Below are 20,323 nucleotides of genomic sequence, written 5' to 3' on the forward strand. Positions count from 1 at the left end.
CATGGAAAGACAGGTCATGACCCGGCCGATCCCGCCCCGCTACTACTGGCTCTGGCATCTCGCGGCGCTGAACGTGCTCGACGGCGATTTCGGCCAGCCGATCGAGCCGATCCCGCCGCTCTCGGAAAGCGCGCTGCGAGAAGTGCCGGCACCGCAGATCCGCTCGACGGTCTGGGACCGGATCGACGGCGGGACCGCCACGGTCGCCCTGATCGACACCGGGGTGAGCCGGGTCCATCCCAACCTCCGGAGCAGGGTGGATGCGGATCGGTCGATCGATTTCACCAGCCACCGCTACGGCGCCCAGTCGGTGCCGGTGGGCGACGCCTCGCCCTCGACGCGTGAAGGGAGCCGGGCGTTCTTCCCGGACCTGGATCTCGACGGGCTTCAGCCCCTGCAGCTTTCGTCGCACGAGCAGGACTTTCTGGAGGCGCTGGTCGAGGACCTGCGCCAGTCAAAGGGCGTCACGCGGCACCTGCTGGACGGCGACGAGAGCTTCGCGGCCCACGGCACCGCCTGCGCCGGGCTGATCGTGGGCGAGCCCGCGGCCGTCGCAGAGGGCTCCACCGAGGCGCTTCCGCCCGAAAGTGCCTTCCCCGACGGCGTGCCCAACCCGGACGGGAACCTGCTGCCCTACTTCGGCGTCGATCCGTTCTCGCGGCTGATCTCGATCCGGACCTCCTTCGAGAGCGATCCCTACCAGTTCATCACGGCCTTCCTCTATGCCTGGCAGCACAAGGTCGACGTGATCGTGCTGCCGCGCGGTCTGCCCGACCCGGTGCGCGGCCCGCTTCAGCCCAAGGAGGACCTGAAGGCGGATCTCGAGACCTGGAAGAGCCGCCATGCCGCCGATCTTTTCCAGCGGCTGCAGGTGCTCGGCAACGGCGCCGGCGATCCCTATGCCGCGCAGACGGGTTTTCAGCCTGACCGTCCGTGGAAGATCCTCTGCCACCTGATCCAGGCAATCTCGCGGCATATTCCGGTGGTCTGCGCGGCCGGAAACGACGGCGAGAGCCAGCTGATCTACCCGGCCAATCTCGCCGATGACTCGAACGGAATCATCGCCGTCGGCGCGGTCACGGCCGAAGGGCTGCGGTCGGGCTACTCGAGCTACGGAGAGGGGCTGACGCTGGTCGCGCCCTCGGACGACTATCCCGTCTACAACCGCCACCAGCGCAGACAGAACACCTTCGATCCGCTGATGGCGCTTCACGATCATTCGGTCGGGGCCGGCAAGACGCATGTCTATTCGACGCTGGAGCTGGTCACCACCGACCTTCCCGGCGTGTTCGGCTACGACAGCGGCTCGCAGCCCTGGTCGACGGTCATGCCCTCGCAAGGCAACCCGGGGCTGGGCGGCGGATACTACACGGCCTTCGGCGGCACCTCCGGCGCCTCGGCGCTGATCGGCGGGCTCGTGGCCCTTGCCCAGCGCGCGCGCCGGGCTGCGGGCAAGGATCCGCTGGGCGGACTTGCGCTGAAACGGCTTCTCGTGGCGGCCTCGTCGACATCGTCGGTGGTGAAGCCGGGTTGCCGGCCGCTGACCCCCGACACGATGAACGCGGATGACGAACCGCTGCTCGGTCCGCAGGCCTTCTTCGGCGCCGGGCTGCCCGACGCATCCGCGCTGGTCGATGCGGCCGTCCGCCATGCGTAAGGCAGATGTCGCCCTGTTTGTCGCAGGAGGGGAACCGGACAGTCGCATTGCCGAGACATCTTGCGATTTGACGGATGTTTGACGGGTCCGTTACGGTGAGGTCACACCGTTGGAGGCAAGCTGACCGGAGAAAAGCAGGGAGCAAGCCATGTCTGCCACAGTGACATCATCGCGTCAGATGCGCGTGACCCTCCTTTCCGCGCCGCAGTGCTTCCGCGTGGCGGCCGGACTGATCTCGCGCCATCTCGGCCTGGAGCGGCCGCTGGTGAGCCGGCTCCTCGCCCAGGAAGGCGCCGTGCTGTCGGAAGGGATGCCGGCCGCAGCGGCCGAGCGCCTTTCACCCCTTCTCGCCGCGCTGGGCGTGATCGTCCGGCTCGATCCGACGGGCGCTCCCGAGGAGCCGCTGGTCGTGGATGTGGCGGTGCAGCCGCTCCGCCCGACGTCCGAGGCTACGCTCGCGCGGCTCGCCACACATCTGCGGCAGGAGCCTGAGGCCATCCGCGCGGCGCTCGCCGGGCGGCAAGGCCTGTTGCTCAGCCTCTGCCAGAGCGATGCCGAGGCGCTGCGCCACGCCTTCCGGCGGGACGGCAGCCTCCGCATCGCGCTCTCCAGCCTCCATACGGCGCGATACGATCTGTTCCTCAAGCCGGGCTGCGCCATGAGCGCGGGGCTGCAGAAGCTGTTGCGGCAGCTTGGCCTCGCGCCTTGCCTGTTCAGCGGAGCGGTCGGCGCCGCCCTCGATGCCCGCACTGCGCGGCTGGTGCTGGCACGCCACGGAGACATCGTGGAGGCGCTGAACCGCGACTTCCAGCGCTTCGACCTGTTCCTCGCCGAGGGACACGACATCTCGCGTCCCGACATTGCCGACTTTCTTGCTACGCGGGTGCGTGTCGAGCCGAAGCGGCTCATGTCCCCGCACCGGGCGCAGGACATCCGGCTCGAGTCGGGGCTGAGCCGTGCTGCCGCCCGGCGCTTCCACGCGGATTATGCCGCGATCGGCCTTGAAACGCGGATCGAACTGGTGTCCGAACCCGTGTCCTGCGGAGCCTAAAATTCCACGGGTTAATGCCCCGTTCATTCGCCGCCGGTAGGGTCGCTGTCGGGTGTGTATGAACGGGGTGACCGGAATGGCAGGGCAGTCGAATGCCGCGCCAGTCGTCATCAAGCGGAAGAAGGTCGTGCAGGGGGGCGGGCATCATGGCGGTGCCTGGAAGGTCGCCTATGCCGATTTCGTGACGGCCATGATGGCCTTCTTCATGCTGATGTGGCTGCTGAACGCGACGACGGAGAAACAGCGCAAGGGTCTGGCAGACTACTTCAACCCGACGATCCCGATGAACCGGGTGTCAGGGGGTGGAGAGGGTGCGTTCGGCGGCGATTCCGTCTTCCACGATCAGACGATGCTGCAGACCGGCACCGGTGCCACGGATGACCGGGCGACCATAGAGGTCAAGGCGCGCGGCGAGGAAGGCGAGACCGGCGAGGCCGCCGAGGAACAGGCGCGCCTCGTCGAGGTCGAGAAGCTGCTGCGCGCCCGAACGGGCGAAAGCATGACGATGCAGCGTCTGCTGCGGCATGTGGTGACGCGGATCACGGACGAGGGACTGGTGATCGAGATCTTCGACCTTCCGGATGTCCCGCTCTTCTTCGGCGACACGGACGAGCCCGAGCCGGTCCTTCCGCAGATCGCGAGACTCCTGGCCGAGATCCTCCCGATCACCACCAACCGGATCGCCGTCAACGGCCATGTCCGCAGCTACCCCATCACCCTGATCCGCAATCCGGTCTGGGATGTCTCGGCGCAGAGGGCGCAACGGATGCGGGGCCTTCTCGAATCGTCCGGCCTGCCGGGCGAGCGCATGCAGAGGATCTCGGGTTTCGCCGACCGCAAGACCGTCACGCCGGACCCGATGGCGGTCCGAAACAACCGACTTGAAGTAATTCTCCTCCGCCGGGATCGTTGAGCGCCGCGATAAAGCCATGATGTTAGGCCGGTGTTAAGGCGCCGCGCGCAGTTTCGGGTCCACCAAGGCTTGAAGCAGCAGAAAGGCGCCTTCATCCATGACGATTTCTTCCTCGCTCAACGCGGGGGTGGCGGGGCTCAACGCCAACGCCACCAAGCTCGCCACCATTGCCGACAACATCGCGAACTCCGGCACCTACGGATACAAGCGCGCCGACGCCGACTTCGAAAGCATGGTGATCACGCAATCGGCCAATTCCGGTTCCTACTCGGCCGGTGGGGTGCGGGCGAACGCGCTCCGTCTCGTGGAAGAGCGGGGGGCTCTCGTGACCACCTCGAACGCCATGGACATCGCCATTTCCGGCCGAGGGATGCTGCCCGTCATCCGGGAGACGTCGATCAGTTCCATGGCTGGCAATGACGCGCTGCTGATGACGCGCACCGGCTCCTTTGCGACCGACCCGAACGGCGTGCTGAAGACGGATACCGGCCTTGTCCTTCTCGGCTGGCCTGCGACGGCCGACGGCACGATTCCGACGATGTCGCGCGACTCGATCGCCCAGCTCGAGCCGGTGGTGATCGCGGCGAACCAGACGGCCGCGGATCCGACCACCCGCATCAATCTCGGCGTCAACCTGCCGGCGGAAGAGACGAAACCCGGCGCCTCGGGCGATGCGCTGACAGTGTCGGTGGAATATTTCGGCAACCTCGGCACCTCGGAGACGCTGACCGTCAGCTACTACCCGACCGTACCGGCCAACCCCACGGATGCGCCGACCAACAACTGGACAATGGTGATCCAGGATTCCGCCAATGCCGACAAGGTGATCGGCATCTACACGCTGCAGTTCAGCGATGCCCGCAGCGGCGGCGGCACGATCCTCGACAACACGGCCATCACGGAACTCGACACCGTGACGCTCGACGGCACCACGTTCACCGTCGAGAATGCGGGATCAACCCCTGCCGACACCAGCCCGACCTACGATCCGCTGACGGGTGTCATCTCGCTCGCGGTGGCGGGCGATGCCGCGAATACGATCGACGTGACGCTCGGCAAGCCGGGAAGCGCGAACGCCATGACCCAGGTCTCGGGCGACTTCGCCCAGACCGGCATCACCAAGGACGGGTCTCCTGTCGGCAACCTCACCAGCGTCGAGATCGACGACGGCGGCTACATCCGCGCGACCTACGACACCGGCTTCACCCGCGTGATCTACCAGGTCCCGCTCGTGGACGTGCCGAACTACAACGGTCTTACCGCGCTGAACAACCAGACATTCGCGATCTCGCCCGACTCCGGCTCCTTCTATCTCTGGGATGCGGGCGACGGGCCGACAGGCGACGTCGTGGGCTATGCCCGCGAAGGGTCCACCACCGACGTGGCCAACGAACTCACCGCCCTCATCCAGACCCAGCGAGCCTACTCGTCCAACGCCAAGATCATCCAGACCGTGGACGAGATGCTGCAGGAAACGACCAACCTCAAGCGTTGAGGATCTGAGACATGAGCATCACCGGCGCCCTGTCGAACGCACTGTCCGGCCTGACCGTCACCTCGCGCAGTGTCGAGAACACCTCCAACAACGTGGCCAACGCCCTCACCGAGGGCTACGCGAGGCGCGAGATGGAAGTCGCGGCGCGTTCCTATGGCCAGGAGGGGCAGGGCGTTCGCGTGGTCGGCATCAACCGCATGGTCAATATGACCCTCGTCGGCGATCGCAGGATCGCCGATGCCGCGACGGGCGATCGCGACACGCGCGCCGCCTTCTACCAATCGCTCGCCGATGCAACCGGCGATACGGGCGAAGGTTCGCTTCTGGCGCGGATCTCGACCTTCTCCGCCTCGCTGGTCTCCGCATCCAGCCGCCCGGATTCTCAGGAACGCCTTCAGGACGTGGCGGATGCCGCCAGCGCCCTCGCCTCCGGCATCCGCGACGCATCGGATGCCGTCCTTGCCGCCCGGCGCGAGGCCGATGCCTCGATTGCCGATCAGGTCGAGACGCTCAACGACACGCTGTCGCGCGTCAGGGACATGAACGTCAGGATCACCGAGATGCGGGTCAGCGGCCGCGACAGTTCCGCCCTCGAGGACGAGAGGCAGCGACTGGTGGACGCAATCGCGACCGTCGTGCCGCTTCGCGAAGTCGAGCGCGAGAATGGTCAGATCGCCCTCTTCACGACAGGCGGCGCGGCCCTCCTCGACGGCCGACCGACCGCAATCGGGTTCACGCGGACCCCCGGCCTCGTGGCGAGCTCTTCCGTGGCCGCTGGCACGCTCGGCACCCTCACGATCAACGGCAAGCCCGTCATGGTTTCGGCGGAGAACGGGTTGTTCGCTGGCGGCTCGCTTGCGGCGAGTTTCGCCGTTCGGGACGACCTCGCCCCGACAGAGCAGGCGCGGCTCGATGCCTTGGCACAGGATCTCGTCACGCGCCTTGTTGGCGCTGATCCCACCCTGTCGGCGGGTGACGCGGGTCTGTTTACCGATGATGGAAATCCGTTCGATCCGGCAAACCTCACAGGCCTTGCCAGCCGGATCTCCGTGAACGCGATCGTCGATCCGGGTCAGGGGGGGGCACTCTGGCATCTGCGCGACGGTCTTCAGGCCGCCGCGGAAGGCGACGTCGGCAATGCGACCCTCATCAACGCCATGAGCCAGGCCCTGGATGCCCGAACCGCCTTTTCGGCCAACGGGCTGAGTGGCAGCTTCAGCTTCGCCGGCCTCGCGACCGAGACCGTCTCCGGCCTGTCCTCGGCCCTGGTCGAGGCGGATCAGGAGGCCAGCTTCGCCTCGGCGAGGCGCGACGAACTTCAGGCGCTGGTGCTTGGGGATGGCGTGGACACTGACCGCGAGATGGAACAACTGCTCCTGCTCGAGCGGGCCTATGCCGCCAATGCCAAGGTCGTCACCGCCTGCGACGACCTGATCCAATACCTGCTGGAGATGTAGATGAGCGCCGTGTCCCTGGGCGACCTCGCCCGAACCTTCATGCTCCGGCGTCAGAACGCCACGCTCAAATCCGAGGCGCAGCGGCTCTCGACCGAGGTCGTGACTGGCCTCGCCGCCGATGTGCGGAAGAAGGTCGGTGGCGATCTCTCCGCGCTGAACGGCATAGACGGCAGCCTCGCACTGATTTCGGCGCGTGCGGCGGTCACGGCCGAGACAGCCCTCATGGCCTCGACCATGCAGGTCGCACTCGCCAAGATCGACGACAGCGCGTCGGCCCTCTCTGCGACCCTGTTGAGCCTGAGCCAGAGCGCCACGCAGATGACGATGGACCAGCTGGGAGAAGAGGCTGAGGAGACATTCCGAAGTGCCATCGCGACACTGAATACCCACTTGGGCGACCGTTCGATCTTCGGCGGAACGCGCCAGCAGGAAAACGCGGTGATGGACGCGGAGGGCATTCTGAGCCTTCTGGACGCCGCGGTCATCGGCGCCACGACCGCGTCCGACGTGCAGGCAGCCATCAAGGGTTGGTTCGACGGACCCGGCGGCTATTCCGATCTCGCCTATGGCGGTGGCGGAACGCTCGCTCCTGTCTCCGTCGGCGCAGGCACGAGTGTCAGCATCGACGTCACCGCCGATGATCCGGCCATACGCGAAACCTTGAAGGGCCTTGCCATGGCCGCAATGATTGGTCGGGGGGTGCTCGCAGGCTCCGACGCGGAACGCGCCGATCTGGCGGGCATGGCAGGCAACGTCTTGCTGCAGGGCCAGTCGAACCGCGTCGATCTTGCCGCCAGGCTCGGCCGCACCGAGGCGCGCATCGAGAGCGCCGCGACCGAAAATTCGAACGAGTCGACCGCATTGAAGATCGCGCGGAAGGAGCTTCTGGGGATCGACGAATACGAAGCGGCGAGCCTTCTCGAGGCCACGCAGAGCCAGCTCGAAACCCTTTACAACCTGACGGCCAGGCTGAGCCGCATGAGCCTGACGGACTATCTGTGATGTTGCTTCGCCTCCTCGCGCTCCTCCTCCTGATCGCTCCTCCAGCACTGGCCGGACCAATTCGCATCAAGGATCTCGTCCGGTTCGATGGCGTTCGCGGCAATGACCTCGTGGGCTATGGTCTCGTCGTGGGTCTCAATGGCACGGGAGACGGCCTGCGAAACGCGCCCTTCACAGAGGACATCATGTCCAATCTGCTCGAGAGGCTCGGCGTCAACGTCACGGGCGAGGAATACAGGCCGAAGAACGTCGCCGCTGTCTTCGTGACCGCTACTCTCCCGCCCTTCGCCCGGGCGGGGGCGCAGATCGACGTCACCGTCTCGGCGATGGGCGATGCGAAGAGCCTTCTCGGCGGCACCCTGGTGATGACCCCGCTCAATGGAGCCGACGGGCAGATCTACGCGGTGGCGCAGGGCACGATCATCGCGGGCGGCATCTCCGCCGAGGGCCAGGCCGCGCGGGTTGTCCAGGGAGTGCCGACCGCCGGCACCATCCCGGAAGGCGCCAGGGTCGAGCGCGAAGTGGACTTCGAGTTTGCCAGCCTTGAAATCGTGCGTCTGGCGCTGCGCTCGCCCGACTTCACCACAGCCGGTCGGATCGAGGAGCGGATCAATCGCGAACTCGGCCGCGGGGTGGCGACGATGCTGGATGCAGGCACCGTCTCGCTCGACCTGGGGGGATCCCGCTCTCCGGCGAGGACACTGGGGAGGATCGAGAACCTGGAGGTCGAGCCCGAGACGGTGGCACGGGTGGTGGTGGATCAGCGGTCCGGCACCATCGTCATGGGCGAGGACGTGCGCATCAGTCGCGTCGCGGTCGCGCAGGGAGGCCTCACACTTCGCGTGGAAGAGCAGCCGATGGTGATTCAGCCGAATCCATTCAGCCGTGGCGAGACGATCGTCGTCCCGCGCACCTCCGCGTCCATCGAGGAAGAGCCAGGGACGGGGCTCGCGGAGATCCAGTCGGAAACCTCGCTCTCAAGGGTGGTTGCCGGATTGAACGCGCTGGGCGTCGCGCCCAACGACATGATCGACATCCTGAAGAGCATCCATGCCGCCGGCGCGCTTCATGCCGAGTTCATCGTGAGGTGAGGCATGCCGTGGACGAGCCTTGCCACGCAGTCGAGCAAGGCCTCATCGCCGAAGGGTTTCGTCAGAACCGCGACCCGAGGCTGGAATTCCTCCTCGGGCACGCCGGTGTCGCCGGTGGCAAAGAGAATGGGTATGTCGGGATGCATCGATCGCGCCATGCGGGCAAGGTCGACCCCGCTCATGTCCGGTAGACCCAGGTCTATCAGGAGCAGATCTGCGGCTTCGTTCTGAAGCTGCGCGATTGCCGCCGAGCCCACCCCTGCCTCCGATACACGGCAGCCGGCCTCCGCCAGCCCTTCGACGAGGTTCATGCGGATGATCACGTCGTCTTCGCAGACGAGGACATGGACGCCCCTGAGGTTCTGCTCGGGTGCTGCGGCGGGCGCCGCCGCGGCGAGGACGTCGCGAAGCTTCCGCGCCAGCGCCTCCTGCGTGTAGGGCTTGCTCAGAAGATGCACGCCGCTGTCGAGGCGTCCTCCGTGCACGATCGAGTTCTGTGTGTATCCGGACGTGAACAGCACGGGCAGGCCCGGACGCAGGCGCCGAGCCCTTTCCGCAAGCTGGCGGCTGTTCAGCTTGCCGGGCATGACCACATCCGTGAAGAGCAGGTCGATCTGCGCGCCGCTCTCCACGATGGTGAGCGCGCGATCGGCATCCTTGGCCTGCAGCACCGAGTATCCCAGATCGTGCAGCAGCCCGATCGCCGTCGAGCGGACCTGCTCGTCGTCTTCCACCACGAGGATCGTCTCCGTCCCTCCCGTCATTGCGCCCGTCGGTTGAGGTCGCGCAACATCTTCGGTCTCCAGAGACCGCGGCAGGTAGATCTTGATCGAGGTCCCGCTATCCACCTCGCTGTAGATCTTGATATGTCCACCGGACTGCTTGACGAAGCCGTAGACCATGGACATTCCGAGGCCAGTGCCGCGCCCTTCGGCCTTGGTGGTAAAGAACGGCTCGAAGACGCGGTCGATGACGGCCGGCGTCATGCCGCAGCCCGTGTCGGTGACGGCCAGCATCACGTATTGGCCCGGCTCGAGATCCGGATGGGTCCGGGTGTAGGTCTCGTCGAGGAACGAGTTGCCGATCTCGATCGTCAGCCGGCCGCGGCCCTCCATCGCATCGCGTGCATTGATGGCGAGGTTGAGGATTGCCGTCTCGACGTTCGCGGGATCGACGCAGGTGTTCCAGAGTCCGCCGGCGACGATGGTTTCCACCTCGACACCTTCGCCCACAGCACTGCGCACGATGTGATCGGCATCGCGCAGAAGTCGGCCGAGGTTGATGACTTGAGGGGCAAGGGGCTGCCGCCGGCCGAACGCGAGGAGCTGCGATGCCAGGGTCGCGCCCCGCTCCACCGCGCGCAGGGCTTGCTCCAACCGCGGCAGCACCGGGTTGTCCTCGTCGAGCGCGCGCATCGCAAGTTGCACGCTGCCCGTGATGGTCTGCAGCAGGTTGTTGAAATCATGGGCAATGCCACCGGCCAGGTTGCCGATGGCTTCCATCTTCTGGCTCTGCCGCAGCGTGGCGCTCAGTTCCTCGAGTTCGCGATTGCGCTGCTGCACCCTCTCTTCGAGTGTCGCGTTCAGGCCGGCGATGGCCTCTTCGGCCAGTTTGCGATCCTCGATGTCGGTGTTCGTTCCGATCCAGCGCAGGATCCTGCCGTCGTCGTCGCGGATCGGCAGCGCCCGGGAGAGATGCCACCGATCGGCCCCGTCGTGCCGCCGAAGTCGGATCTCCTGTTCGAACGGGATGCCGTGGGCCAAAGATGCGGACCAGGCTGCCTCGGCACGATCGCGATCCTCGGGATGCAGTATCGCCACCGGCGATGCGTCGAGCAGTTCGTCCGCCTGCCGGCCGAAGTAATCCCGGAGCCGATCGTTCAGCCAGTCGAGCCGGCCGTCGAGAGTGGCGGTCCAGACGTGATTTGGCATCGTCTGGGCCATGAGACGAAATCGCTCTCGCGTTTCCAGAAGCTCCGCCTCGGCCATCTTCTGCCGTGTCACGTCGTGACCCTCGACGAAGACGCCGCGAACCTGCCCATCAGGCCCCCGAAGCGGACACATGATGAAATCGACGAAGCTCCGCTCGACCTCTGCGCCCCTTTGAAGGAGAACGGGGGCCGCGCGCCGCGTGAAGGCGAGACCTGTCAGGAAGACCTCGTCGAGCAGTTCGAAGAAGCCTTGTCCTTCAAGCTCGGGCAGAGCGTCACGGACGGTGCGGTTCAGCAGGTCGCGACGTCCGACCAGTTGGAGATACGCCTGATTGACGATCCGGAAGACGTGGTCGCTGCCTTCGAGGACCACCATGAAGCTGGGCGCCTGGTCGATGGCACTGCGAAAGAAGTCCATCGCGCTGCCGAGTTCCAGGTTCTCGCGGGTCACCGCTTCCGCGCGCTGGGTCATCCGCGCCCGGACCAGCGGCTGCTCCGTTCCTCGATCCTCGCGGTAAAGCGCGGTGATGTCGTTCGTGTTCTGCAGGATGTACTCGACCCTGCCGTCCGCATCCTTGATCGGCGTGTTCGTGGCGCTCCAGAACCTCTCCTCCATGCGACCGTCGGTCCCGGCGATCGGATAGGGGATGAGAGGCAGGTGGTCGGGACGCCCGAGGTCGATGACGCGCCGGAACGAGGCGCGGAGCATCTGGTCCGAGACCGACTCGGGGTCCGCAGGGAACACGTCGGTCATGCGGTGGCCCAGGATCTCCTCGCGCGAGCGGCCGGTGGCGCGCAGGTAGGCGGTATTGGCCCAGATCATCGTCAGGTCGCGGTCGAGCAGAACGTAAGGGGAGGGATCGTCTGAAAAAATCTTGTCGAGGGCGACGAGCATCGGGCTCTCCGTTGAGCTCCGGATCGGAGGTGGGGCGCAGAATGACTGTGTTCCGCAAAAGGGTAAAGGGTAGACGTGCGGCAACAAGACGCAGCCTCCCCCGGCAAGCCGGTGGGTGCTATGATCGAGGGATGAGACGCCTGCTCGCTGACATCGACACCTCGCAGCCATCCCTCTACGACGGCGAAGTTCCCGAGGAAGACCTGTGGTTTGCCGGCCCGACGCCGGAGACCGAGGAGGCTTTTGTCCCGCCGCTGCCGCGGGCAGACCGTCGGGTTCCCCTCCGCGACGTCGAGTGGCGCCGGGCCGAGGCGGCTCTGGCGGCCAATCTTGCGCGGACGGCGCAGAGGTTCGGCGCCTTCGACGAACGCATGCGGCGTGCTCCGGCTGGCGTGCGAGAGCGGCTTGCCGTCCGCGAGGCCTGCGAATTCAGCTGGTGGGCGGGCGATCGCGTGACGCCTGACCGCCTGTCTCTCTGGATGTCGCTGCGGATGGCCGGCGCACAGCTGGACAGCCTTGCGTTGTCGCGTGCCGCCTGGGGTGCGCGACGGTTGATCGGAGGGCCCGGCCCCGCGGCAGGCCTCGCCGCTTTTCTCGGACGGAAAGATGAAACCGACCGCGTGCCTGATTGGGCGGAGGTCGAAGAAGCCTCGGCGGGATTGCACGCGATCACGAGGGCGGCAGTCGGATACCACTTCTGGATTGCGGTTGCGGGTGACAGGAGCAGCGGACGCATTGAGGCGGCCGTCGTCGCCTCTCGCGTTGGCGCCTCGGAGGGGAGATCGTCAGCCTTCCTGCCGCTTGCTTCGGGAGGCAGCGCGGCATTCCGCGGCGGCGGGACACCAGAGGAGCGTCTTGCGCGCTGGTACGAGGGTGCGGACCGGGCGACACTGGCGTTGCTCCGCCATCTGGACAGTCTGGAGGAGTGGCGCGAACGCGCGTCGATCGCCACGGCTGCGCTGTCGGGACGCACACCGAAGCGTCTGGTCGAGGCCTTGTGCCGCTGGCCTCTGCTTTCGGCCCCGGTGGCAGAATCCGAGACCGGCTCCTCCCGCGCCGCCGTTCAGCGCAATTTCGAACGTCTGTCCGCGCTCGGTCTCATTCGCGAGGTGACAGGGCAGGAGCGCTTCCGGCTCTGGACTGCCTCACTTCAAAGATAGCTGTGGACCAGCGCGCCCGAGATCAGGCTCCAACCATCGGCGACGACGAAGAAGGCGAGCTTGAAGGGCATAGAGACGACGGCGGGAGGGACCATCATCATCCCCATCGACATCAGAACCGCTGCGACCACGAGGTCGATGACGAGGAAGGGCAGGTAGATGAGGAAGCCGATCTCGAACGCGCGCTGGATCTCCGAAAGAAGAAAGGACGGAACGAGTACCGACAGCGGCGAGTCGACGGGCGGCGCGGTCTCTCCGGGACGGAGTGCCTGAAGGCTGGCAAACGTGTCCGGATCGAGACGCGCGGCCATGAAGTCGCGGAACGGGATCGCCGCGGCAGCGATGGCTTGTGGCAGGTCCAGCTCGTTGCGGGTCAGCGGCTCGATGCCACGGATCCAGGCGTCAGTGAAGACCGGGTCCATGATGTACCAGGTGAGGAACAACGCGAGGCTCACGATGAGCATGTTGGGCGGTGCCTGCTGAAGGCCGATGGCTTGGCGGAGGATCGAGAGCACCGTCACGATGAAAGGAAAGCAGGTGATCATCATCGCCAGCGCCGGCACGAGGCTGAGCAGCGTGATGGCCGCGATGAGCTGAATGCTGCGCGTGGTCAGGGAGCCACCGTCGCCCAGATCGACCGAGAGGCTCTGCGCGGTCGCGGGGGCCGCCCATGCGCAGAGCAGGATGGGAAGCAGGAAGCGCATCACAACCCGCCTCGCAGATTGGCGACCTCTGTGAGACGGACAGCCAGTTGACCCGCCTGGTCGCCTTCGAGCTCCGTCAGTTCGCCGCGGCCGATCAACCGGTCGCCGACGTAGAGGTCGACCGGGTCATCCACGCGCCGATCGAGCGGCAGGACCGAGTCGCGCTGAAGGCGCAGCAATTCGCGCACCGGCGGCCGGGCTCGACCGACCGAAATCGTGATCTCGATCGGGACCTGAGTGAAGGGATTCTGGTCGGGCTCATCCATGGCGGAGTTCCTGTTCCTTGAGATCGAAGAAGTCATGCACGGCGGCGGTGATCTCCTGCACCGCCCGATCCACGTCGATGCGCATTTCTGCGGCGCCGAGGCGCAACGAGACCTGCCCGTCACCGAGGCTCTGCTCTTCCACGAGGTCGAGAGGAAGACCCGTGGCCTGCGCAAGAAGGGCCTCGATTGCCGGACGTGACGCCGGATTGACCATCAGCGTCACCGGCGCCTCGGCGATCTGCTCGGCGAGGGGCATCAGGGTCTCGAGCACCAGCGGGGCGAGCGCATCTCGCGCCATCTCCGGCAGGATCCGCGAGATGAGCACGTCGATGAGCGGTTCGATGGCCCGCAGGACATGCATGCGGGCCTCGTGGAAGGTGAAGCCGAGGGCCTGCATGTTCCGGGCGAGATCGGCATGCATCCGCGCCTGATCCTCGTTCTGCGCCTTGACGGCATCTTCCCAGCCGGCGCTGTAGCCTTCCTCGTAGGAGGCGAGGCGACCGTCCTCGATGGTTGCCGTATCGGTAACGACGATTTCGCCCGTTTCCTCGGCCCGGTCTTCGAACACCTCGAGACGCAGTGCCATCACGGGGCCTCACGCTGCGGCTCCATCCAGCCGCGCAGGATTTCGACCGATTCCGTCTGCCGCTCCTCGATGAGGCGGCGAAGGCGCGCGACCGGATCGGCATCCTCCTCCGGCAGATCGAGGGACGCAGCAGTGACCATCGGGAAATCGGGAAGATCCGTCCCGTCGTCGATCTCTCCTGTCAGCGCCTCGCCGGCATCATATCCAGGCAGGGACAGTGGAGCCGCGTTCGGAGGTGACCGAACCTCCGGCCGGGAGGTGAGCACCGGGCGCACGACGAAGAGTCCCAGAACGAGCGCGACGAGTGCCAAGACGGCGATCTGGATGAGGCTCATCAGGTCGAAGCTTCCAAGGCCGCTCAGAAGGCCGGCTTCCGCCAGCGTTCCCAGTTCGGGCGGAACTTCGAACGCGAGAGACCGCAGCGTCAGCCGGTCCCCACGCGCCTCGTCCAGTCCGACGGCCGAGCTCACCAGTTCCCGCAAGACCTCCAACTCCTCCTCGGGTCGGGGCTGCCAGTTCACCGTGCCGTCTTCGGAGAGGGTCTTGATGCCGTCCACGAGCACCGCGACCGTCAGGCGACGGACGGTTCCCGGCTGGCGCAGCAGTTCGCGCTGAGTCTGCGAGACCTCGAAGTTCGTGGTCTCCCGCGTTTCGCTGCTGCTGGATTTTCCGCCCGCCCCCCCCGCGGCATCGCCATCGGGCAGGTTCGAGGCGACCGTCACATCGGGCGACGGCTGGGTGGAGGAGCTCGTCCTTTCCTGCGTTTCGGAGGAAATCGGGACGCGGCCCTTCGGATCGAAGCTCTTCTCGACGATCGATTCGCGCGCGGTCTCGACATCGACGCTCACCTCGACCACGGCGCGGCCGGGGCCGACCCTTGCCTCGAGCAGCCGCTCGACGTTGTTGCGCAGCTCTGCCGCCTTGCTGTCGCCCGCCGCCGTGGCTCCGTCCTTTTCGTCTCCGGAGCGGATCAGCCCGCCCACGCTGTCAATGACGGACACGTCCTCGGGCCGCATTCCGGCCACGGCCGAGGCGACGAGATGCTTGAAGGCGCGCGCCTGCACCGGCGTCAGCGTCCCGCCGGATGTCGTCACCGTCACGCTCGCGGTCGGAGGCTGGTTGCGTCGGAATGGCTGCGCATCGGGCTGGGCGATGTGGACACGTGCTGCCTTTACCTGTGGGCTCGCGAGGATCGTCCTCGCGAGTTCACCCTCCTTCGCGCGCATGTATGCGGCATCGAACATCTGGGAGGTGGTCCCGAAACCCGAAAGTCCGTCGAGGAGCTCGTAACCGGCACTTCCTGTCGCGGGCAGTCCCTCGCCCGCGAGCTTCATCCGGACCTCGTCCCGGCGCGCGGCGTCCACATGGATCGAATCGCCCCGCACCTCGTAGGCCACGCCCTGAGCCTCGAGCGCGGCAACGACCTCGCCTGCTGCGGGCCCCTCGAGCCCGGCATAGAGAAGCGCCATCTGAGCCTGCCCAGTGAGCCGCGACAAGCCGAGAACGGCAAGAAACATTGCAAGCGTCGCGACGACGATCACGGCACGTCGGCGACCGTCGAGATCGTTCCAGATTGAGATCAGATTCTGCACTTCGCACTCCGGCCTGGGGCTTCTGCCTTGCCGGATCAGCAATGACGGATGTGGCTTAACAATCGGTTAGGAGGATCAGGCCTATAGATCTGCCATCGAGAAAAGGAGTCGTTCATGGCGGATGCAACGATGGATCAGGGCGCAACGGCTCCCAGGCGTTCGGCACTTCCGCTGATCCTCGGCGTCGTGCTCGCCGTCGCGCTGGGCGGCGGCGGCTTCTATGCCACGTGGTCGGGCCTGATCCTGACGCCATCCGGGTCGGAAGACGCCCATGAGGGGGCAGGTCCGGAACCGCTCCCGGACATCGCCTTCGTGCCGATCGACCCGGTGGTGATCAGCCTCGGCCGCGGGTCGACCCTGTCACACCTGAGGTTCACGGCCCAGCTCGAGGTCGCAAGGCAGAGCGCGCAAGAGGTGGTGCAGCTGATGCCGCGCATCATCGACGTGATCAACGGGTATCTGCGGGCGGTGTCCGTGTCGCGGCTGGAGGATCCAACCGCGCTCGTTCAATTGCGGGCGCAGATGCTGCGCCGCATCCAGATAGTCACCGGAGAAGGCCGCGTGCGCGATCTTCTCGTGACGGAATTCGTGCTGAACTAGGAGGTGGGAGTGGACTTCATCGCCGATATCCTGATGGCCGGAGGCGCGTTCGGCGCAGCCTTGTATTGCTACGTCCTCTCGCAGCGGCTGAAGCGGTTCGCGACGCTTGAAGGAGGGATGGGCGGCGCCATCGCCGTACTGTCCGCGCAGGTGGATGACATGACGCGCGCGCTCGAGAAGGCGCGGGCTGCTGCCATGGTTTCGGCAAGCTCTCTCGAAGGCCTGACCGAGAGGGGCGAATCGGTCGCGTCGCGGCTCGAGCTCATGCTGGCCTCCATGCATGACCTGCCCGACAAGGCCGCGGATCCGAAATCCGAGCAAGACCCGGAGGCCGAGCGTCGTCTCCGCTTCGTCCGCCGCCGCAGCCTGCGAGAAGAAGCGGAGACCGGAGCATGACACCGCGCTTCCGCACGCGCGGCGCGCTCGTGCTTCTCGCGCTGCTCCTAGCCTCGTCGGGCGCGATGCGCCTTGGCTCAAACCTCGGCGCGGCCATGGCAAGAGCCCCGGACACCTCCTCCGATGCACCCCTCACCTGTCCCGAACCGCCGCTCGCCCTCGCCGAAGCCTTGCGCGAGCGAGAATCGGCGGTGCGCGGCCAGGAAGAGGCCATGCAGAAGCGTCAGGCAGCACTCGACGAGGCCGAAAAGGCGGTGCGCCTGCAGATAGACGAACTCGCGCGGGCGGAGGCCGAACTGAACGAGACGATTGCGCGGGCGGATGGCGCGGCAGAGGGCGACCTCTCGCGCCTGACCGCGGTCTACGAGTCGATGAAGCCAAAGGAAGCCGCAGCGCTCTTTCAGGCCATGGCGCCGGAATTCGCGGCAGGCTTCATCGGCCGCATGCAGCCGGAGGCGGCCGCAGCCGTCATGTCGGGCATGTCGGCCGAAGCCGCCTACAGCGTGAGCGTCCTTCTTGCCGGCCGGAATGCACTGGCTCCCACGGAGTGAAGCTTTGTTAACCTCGCCTTGCGAAGATCGCGGGCGGCAGAAGCAGGAGTCTGGGCATGATCGGGATCATCGGCATCGTTGTGATCTTCGTCATGGTCTTCGGTGGCTATATCCTTGCCGGTGGCAAGATCGGCGTGATCCTGAAGGCCCTTCCGTTCGAAATGATCATGATCGGCGGGGCCGCGGCCGGCTCGTTCCTGCTCTCGAATGACATGGCCTCCGTCAAGCATACGCTGAAAGACATCGGCAAGGTCTTCAAGGGCCCGAAGTGGAAGGTTGCGGATTACCGGGATCTCCTCTGCCTGTTGTTCGAACTTGTCCGGATCGCCAAGGTGAATCCCGTCGGGCTTGAGGAGCATATCGAGAATCCCGACGAATCGTCCGTCTTCGCGCGCTATCCGCGCATTCTGCATGACCATGATGCGATCGAGTTGATCTGCGACACGCTCCGCGCGGCATCAATGAACTACGACGACCCGAACCAGGTCGAGGAAGTGCTCGACAAGCGGGTCGAGAAGGCGCAGCACCACGCCCTCCATTCCAGTCATGCCCTGCAGTCGATGGCGGATGCCCTGCCGGCCCTCGGCATCGTGGCGGCCGTGCTGGGTGTGATCAAGACGATGGGCTCCATCGACCAGCCTCCGGAGATCCTGGGCAAGATGATCGGGGGAGCTCTGGTCGGGACCTTCCTCGGCGTCTTCCTCGCCTACGGTATCGTTGGCCCGTTTGCGGTCCGCGTGAAGGCGGTGGTCGAGGACGACGGTCACTTCTACAACCTCATCCGAGAGGTGCTGATTGCCAATCTCCACAATCATCCGGCCAACATGTGCATAGAGGTGGGGCGGCAAAACACGCCTCATCATGTTCGTCCCAGCTTCACGGATCTCGAGGAGGCCATCCGGGCCCTGAAGCAGGAGGCCGCATGATGAGACTGGCTGCCCGATGCCTCCTCGCGCTGGTGGCAGGCACGCAGGCGGCGACCGCCTCGGAAGTTGCGGTACGAACCGGCGAGCACCCCGGCTTCACACGCCTCGTAGTCGATGATCCGGACATCAGGTCATGGAGCCTGGGACGGTCCGGCCACGACTACGAGCTTCGCGTCCTGCCCGGGGGACGCAGTTTCGCCCTCTCCGGCGCGTTCCGGCAGATTTCACGACGGCGTCTTGCGACCTTGGCGGTCGCGCCGAATGGAGATCTGAAGCTGGGCCTTGGCTGTGATTGCCACGTTCAGCCTGTCGAGATCCGCCCGGGCGTGATCGTGCTCGACATATATGATGGTCCCGCTCCCGCAGGAGCCCGCTACGAGCATCCTCTGCCGGAGGAGGGTCAGCCCTCCCTGGCGCAGGTTCGCCCGCGCGGCCGGCCGGCCACCGCCGAAGCTCGGTACGACTGGCGCAAGATCGAGACACCGGCAGCGGCGCCGAAGCTCTCCATGGAGCCTGCTGTTGTCACCGCCATGCGCCAGTCGCTGGTGGAGCAGCTCAGCCGCGGCGCCGCTGCCGGAGCGGTTGATTTTGTCCGAGAGCCTCCCCCAGCCGATCCGGAAGCGCCGCCGGATCCCGTCGGAAACATCCAGATCCTTCCCGAGCCCGGCATCGACATTGCCGCGGAGGAGCGACCCGATGGAAGCCTGATGGCATCCGTCGCCGAATGCCCCTCCGACGAGAGATTCGACGTAGCGTCATGGCGGGCCGAGGGACCGGTGGCCGACCAGATGGGCCACGCACTCTCCGGCCTGACCGGCGAATTCGACGATCCGCAGCCGACGGCCCTGGAGAGGGCGGTACGCTTCTACCTGAGTGTGGGATTCGGCGCCGAGGCGCGGCAACTGCTTGCTGCCTTCCCGCTGGACATGCCCGACCGAGACCTTTGGGATGCGATGGCGCGAGTCCTTGATGGCGAGCGGCAACCGGCCGGTCCGCTCTCGTCCATGGCGAATTGTGATACCGCAGCCGCGCTCTGGTCTGCCCTGGCGGACCCGCCGCCTACCCGCCGCGAGGTCAACGCACCCGCCGTGCTGCGCGCCTTCTCGGCTCTTCCACCGGATCTTCGTCAGCTACTCGGACCGCGGCTTGTGGAAGATTTTCTCAACCGCAAGGATGACGCAAGTGCGCAAAGCGTCAACCAGGCGATGCTCCGCGGCGGCGACGCCCCGACTGCCGGCGCTACTCTTAGCTCCGCCCGTCTGTCCATCGCCCGTGGAGAAGCCCTGTCGGCTGCGGATCTGGCGAGAGTCGGGCGTCAGACGGGGCCCGACGGAGCCGACGCGCTCGCCCTGCTCGTGGAACAAAAGGTGATTGACCGCAAGGTGCCCACGACCGAGGATGTTCTGGCACTCGCTGCCCTTTATAACGAAAACGAGGGAACCGACCTTGGCCGGCGTCTTGGCCACGCCTATCGCCTCGCCCTGGCTGCAACCGGTGACTATGAGCAGGCTTTTTCGCGGCGCGACCTCGCTCCCGATGCGGACATCGAGGTTTGGAGCGTCCTCGCGGACATGGGTCCCGACAGCGCACTCCTCGAGTATGCCGTGCTGCCAGACCCCGGGTCGGCACCTGATCTTCCACAACCGCCGCGCCAGATCCTTGCCGACCGCCTGAGGACTCTGGGGCTTGAGGGTCCCGCCAATCTCTGGGTCCAGCGCGAGCCCGATGCTGGTTCCGACGCGCGGACCGAAAACGCACCGCAAGGGACCGACCAGAAAGTCGCTGCAGCTTCTGGCTCCGACCCCTCCGCGGTGGATCAGGTTTCGACGGCGCGGGATGCGTCAGGTTCGGCAGAGGCCGATGCACAGGCGGCCAAGGTGCCGGCAGTCGCGGGTCTGCCGCAAGAAGGTCTCTCCGATCCCGAGGGAACGCTGGCGAGAAGCAGGGCGCTTGTCGAAGAAAGCGCCAAGGCTCGGCAGAGGATCGAGGATCTGCTGCGCAGCGCAGGTCCCTGAGCTTCCTCCTGCGCTCGCGGCGGCGCATGAGACGGC

The 20,323-nt window shown here is 66.1% G+C and carries 18 protein-coding genes; 13 read left to right on the forward strand and 5 right to left on the reverse strand.

Annotation, left to right across the window (positions count from 1 at the left end; genetic code table 11):
- Position 1 precedes the first annotated feature (1 nt).
- From ACTVZP_RS05525 to ACTVZP_RS05555, 7 genes are all read left to right on the forward strand, one after another.
- Entirely contained in the window at positions 2-1,657 is a 1,656-nt protein-coding gene (locus ACTVZP_RS05525; protein WP_443211106.1) for a S8 family serine peptidase, read from the forward strand.
- Positions 1,658-1,805: 148 nt separating this feature from the next.
- Positions 1,806-2,708 carry a hypothetical protein gene (locus ACTVZP_RS05530; RefSeq protein ID WP_443211107.1) on the forward strand — a complete coding sequence of 301 codons (903 nt, stop codon included), beginning with the start codon at positions 1,806-1,808 and terminating at the stop codon, positions 2,706-2,708.
- 76 nt (positions 2,709-2,784) lie between these two features.
- A complete protein-coding gene (locus ACTVZP_RS05535) occupies positions 2,785-3,621 on the forward strand; it encodes a flagellar motor protein MotB (RefSeq protein ID WP_443211108.1) in 837 nt (278 codons plus the stop codon).
- Positions 3,622-3,718: 97 nt separating this feature from the next.
- Entirely contained in the window at positions 3,719-5,116 is a 1,398-nt protein-coding gene (locus tag ACTVZP_RS05540) for a flagellar hook protein FlgE (RefSeq protein ID WP_443211109.1), read from the forward strand.
- 11 nt (positions 5,117-5,127) lie between these two features.
- Positions 5,128-6,573 carry a flagellar hook-associated protein FlgK gene (flgK, locus tag ACTVZP_RS05545; RefSeq protein ID WP_443211110.1) on the forward strand — a complete coding sequence of 482 codons (1,446 nt, stop codon included), beginning with the start codon at positions 5,128-5,130 and terminating at the stop codon, positions 6,571-6,573.
- Positions 6,574-7,575 carry a flagellin gene (locus ACTVZP_RS05550; RefSeq protein WP_443211111.1) on the forward strand — a complete coding sequence of 334 codons (1,002 nt, stop codon included), beginning with the start codon at positions 6,574-6,576 and terminating at the stop codon, positions 7,573-7,575.
- Positions 7,575-8,666, forward strand: coding sequence for a flagellar basal body P-ring protein FlgI (locus ACTVZP_RS05555; protein WP_443211112.1), 1,092 nt, complete (start codon positions 7,575-7,577; stop codon positions 8,664-8,666). Before ACTVZP_RS05550 ends, ACTVZP_RS05555 begins: the two co-directional genes overlap by 1 nt.
- Here the strand turns inward: ACTVZP_RS05555 and ACTVZP_RS05560 are convergent.
- The gene (locus tag ACTVZP_RS05560; protein WP_443211113.1) at positions 8,642-11,491 is read right to left on the reverse strand and encodes a PAS domain-containing protein; all 2,850 of its coding nucleotides are present in this window, start codon (positions 11,489-11,491) and stop codon (positions 8,642-8,644) included. The genes ACTVZP_RS05555 and ACTVZP_RS05560 overlap by 25 nt on opposite strands.
- 131 nt (positions 11,492-11,622) lie before the next feature.
- On the opposite strand from ACTVZP_RS05560, the gene ACTVZP_RS05565 reads away from it, so the two are divergent.
- Positions 11,623-12,651, forward strand: coding sequence for a hypothetical protein (locus ACTVZP_RS05565; protein WP_443211114.1), 1,029 nt, complete (start codon positions 11,623-11,625; stop codon positions 12,649-12,651).
- Here ACTVZP_RS05565 and fliP read toward each other — a convergent pair.
- The 4 genes from fliP to fliF are packed head-to-tail and all read right to left on the reverse strand — an operon-like array spanning position 12,642 to position 15,799.
- On the reverse strand, positions 12,642-13,355 hold the full coding sequence (gene fliP / locus ACTVZP_RS05570; RefSeq protein WP_443211115.1) for a flagellar type III secretion system pore protein FliP: 714 nt from the start codon (positions 13,353-13,355) through the stop codon (positions 12,642-12,644). The two genes, ACTVZP_RS05565 and fliP, sit on opposite strands and share 10 nt — an antisense overlap.
- A complete protein-coding gene (locus ACTVZP_RS05575; RefSeq protein ID WP_443211116.1) occupies positions 13,355-13,621 on the reverse strand; it encodes a FliM/FliN family flagellar motor switch protein in 267 nt (88 codons plus the stop codon). Before ACTVZP_RS05575 ends, fliP begins: the two co-directional genes overlap by 1 nt.
- Complete coding sequence (locus ACTVZP_RS05580) at positions 13,614-14,207, reverse strand: flagellar biosynthesis protein (RefSeq protein WP_443211117.1); 594 nt, start codon at positions 14,205-14,207, stop codon at positions 13,614-13,616. Before ACTVZP_RS05580 ends, ACTVZP_RS05575 begins: the two co-directional genes overlap by 8 nt.
- On the reverse strand, positions 14,207-15,799 hold the full coding sequence (gene fliF, locus ACTVZP_RS05585) for a flagellar basal-body MS-ring/collar protein FliF (RefSeq protein WP_443211118.1): 1,593 nt from the start codon (positions 15,797-15,799) through the stop codon (positions 14,207-14,209). Before fliF ends, ACTVZP_RS05580 begins: the two co-directional genes overlap by 1 nt.
- 114 nt (positions 15,800-15,913) lie before the next feature.
- On the opposite strand from fliF, the gene ACTVZP_RS05590 reads away from it, so the two are divergent.
- From ACTVZP_RS05590 to ACTVZP_RS05610, 5 genes are read left to right on the forward strand one after another with little or no spacing between them, the layout of a single operon-like run.
- The gene (locus ACTVZP_RS05590; protein WP_443211119.1) at positions 15,914-16,399 is read left to right on the forward strand and encodes a flagellar basal body-associated FliL family protein; all 486 of its coding nucleotides are present in this window, start codon (positions 15,914-15,916) and stop codon (positions 16,397-16,399) included.
- Between the two features lie 9 nt (positions 16,400-16,408).
- On the forward strand, positions 16,409-16,795 hold the full coding sequence (locus ACTVZP_RS05595; protein ID WP_443211120.1) for a hypothetical protein: 387 nt from the start codon (positions 16,409-16,411) through the stop codon (positions 16,793-16,795).
- The gene (locus tag ACTVZP_RS05600; protein WP_443211121.1) at positions 16,792-17,346 is read left to right on the forward strand and encodes a MotE family protein; all 555 of its coding nucleotides are present in this window, start codon (positions 16,792-16,794) and stop codon (positions 17,344-17,346) included. Before ACTVZP_RS05595 ends, ACTVZP_RS05600 begins: the two co-directional genes overlap by 4 nt.
- Positions 17,347-17,402: 56 nt before the next feature.
- The gene (gene motA / locus ACTVZP_RS05605; RefSeq protein ID WP_443211122.1) at positions 17,403-18,272 is read left to right on the forward strand and encodes a flagellar motor stator protein MotA; all 870 of its coding nucleotides are present in this window, start codon (positions 17,403-17,405) and stop codon (positions 18,270-18,272) included.
- A 32-nt stretch (positions 18,273-18,304) separates the two neighbouring features.
- Positions 18,305-20,287 carry a hypothetical protein gene (locus tag ACTVZP_RS05610; RefSeq protein ID WP_443211123.1) on the forward strand — a complete coding sequence of 661 codons (1,983 nt, stop codon included), beginning with the start codon at positions 18,305-18,307 and terminating at the stop codon, positions 20,285-20,287.
- Positions 20,288-20,323: the final 36 nt, after the last annotated feature.

This window comes from Rhodobacter sp. NSM (genome assembly GCF_052244495.1).
Taxonomy (GTDB): domain Bacteria; phylum Pseudomonadota; class Alphaproteobacteria; order Rhodobacterales; family Rhodobacteraceae; genus Cereibacter_A.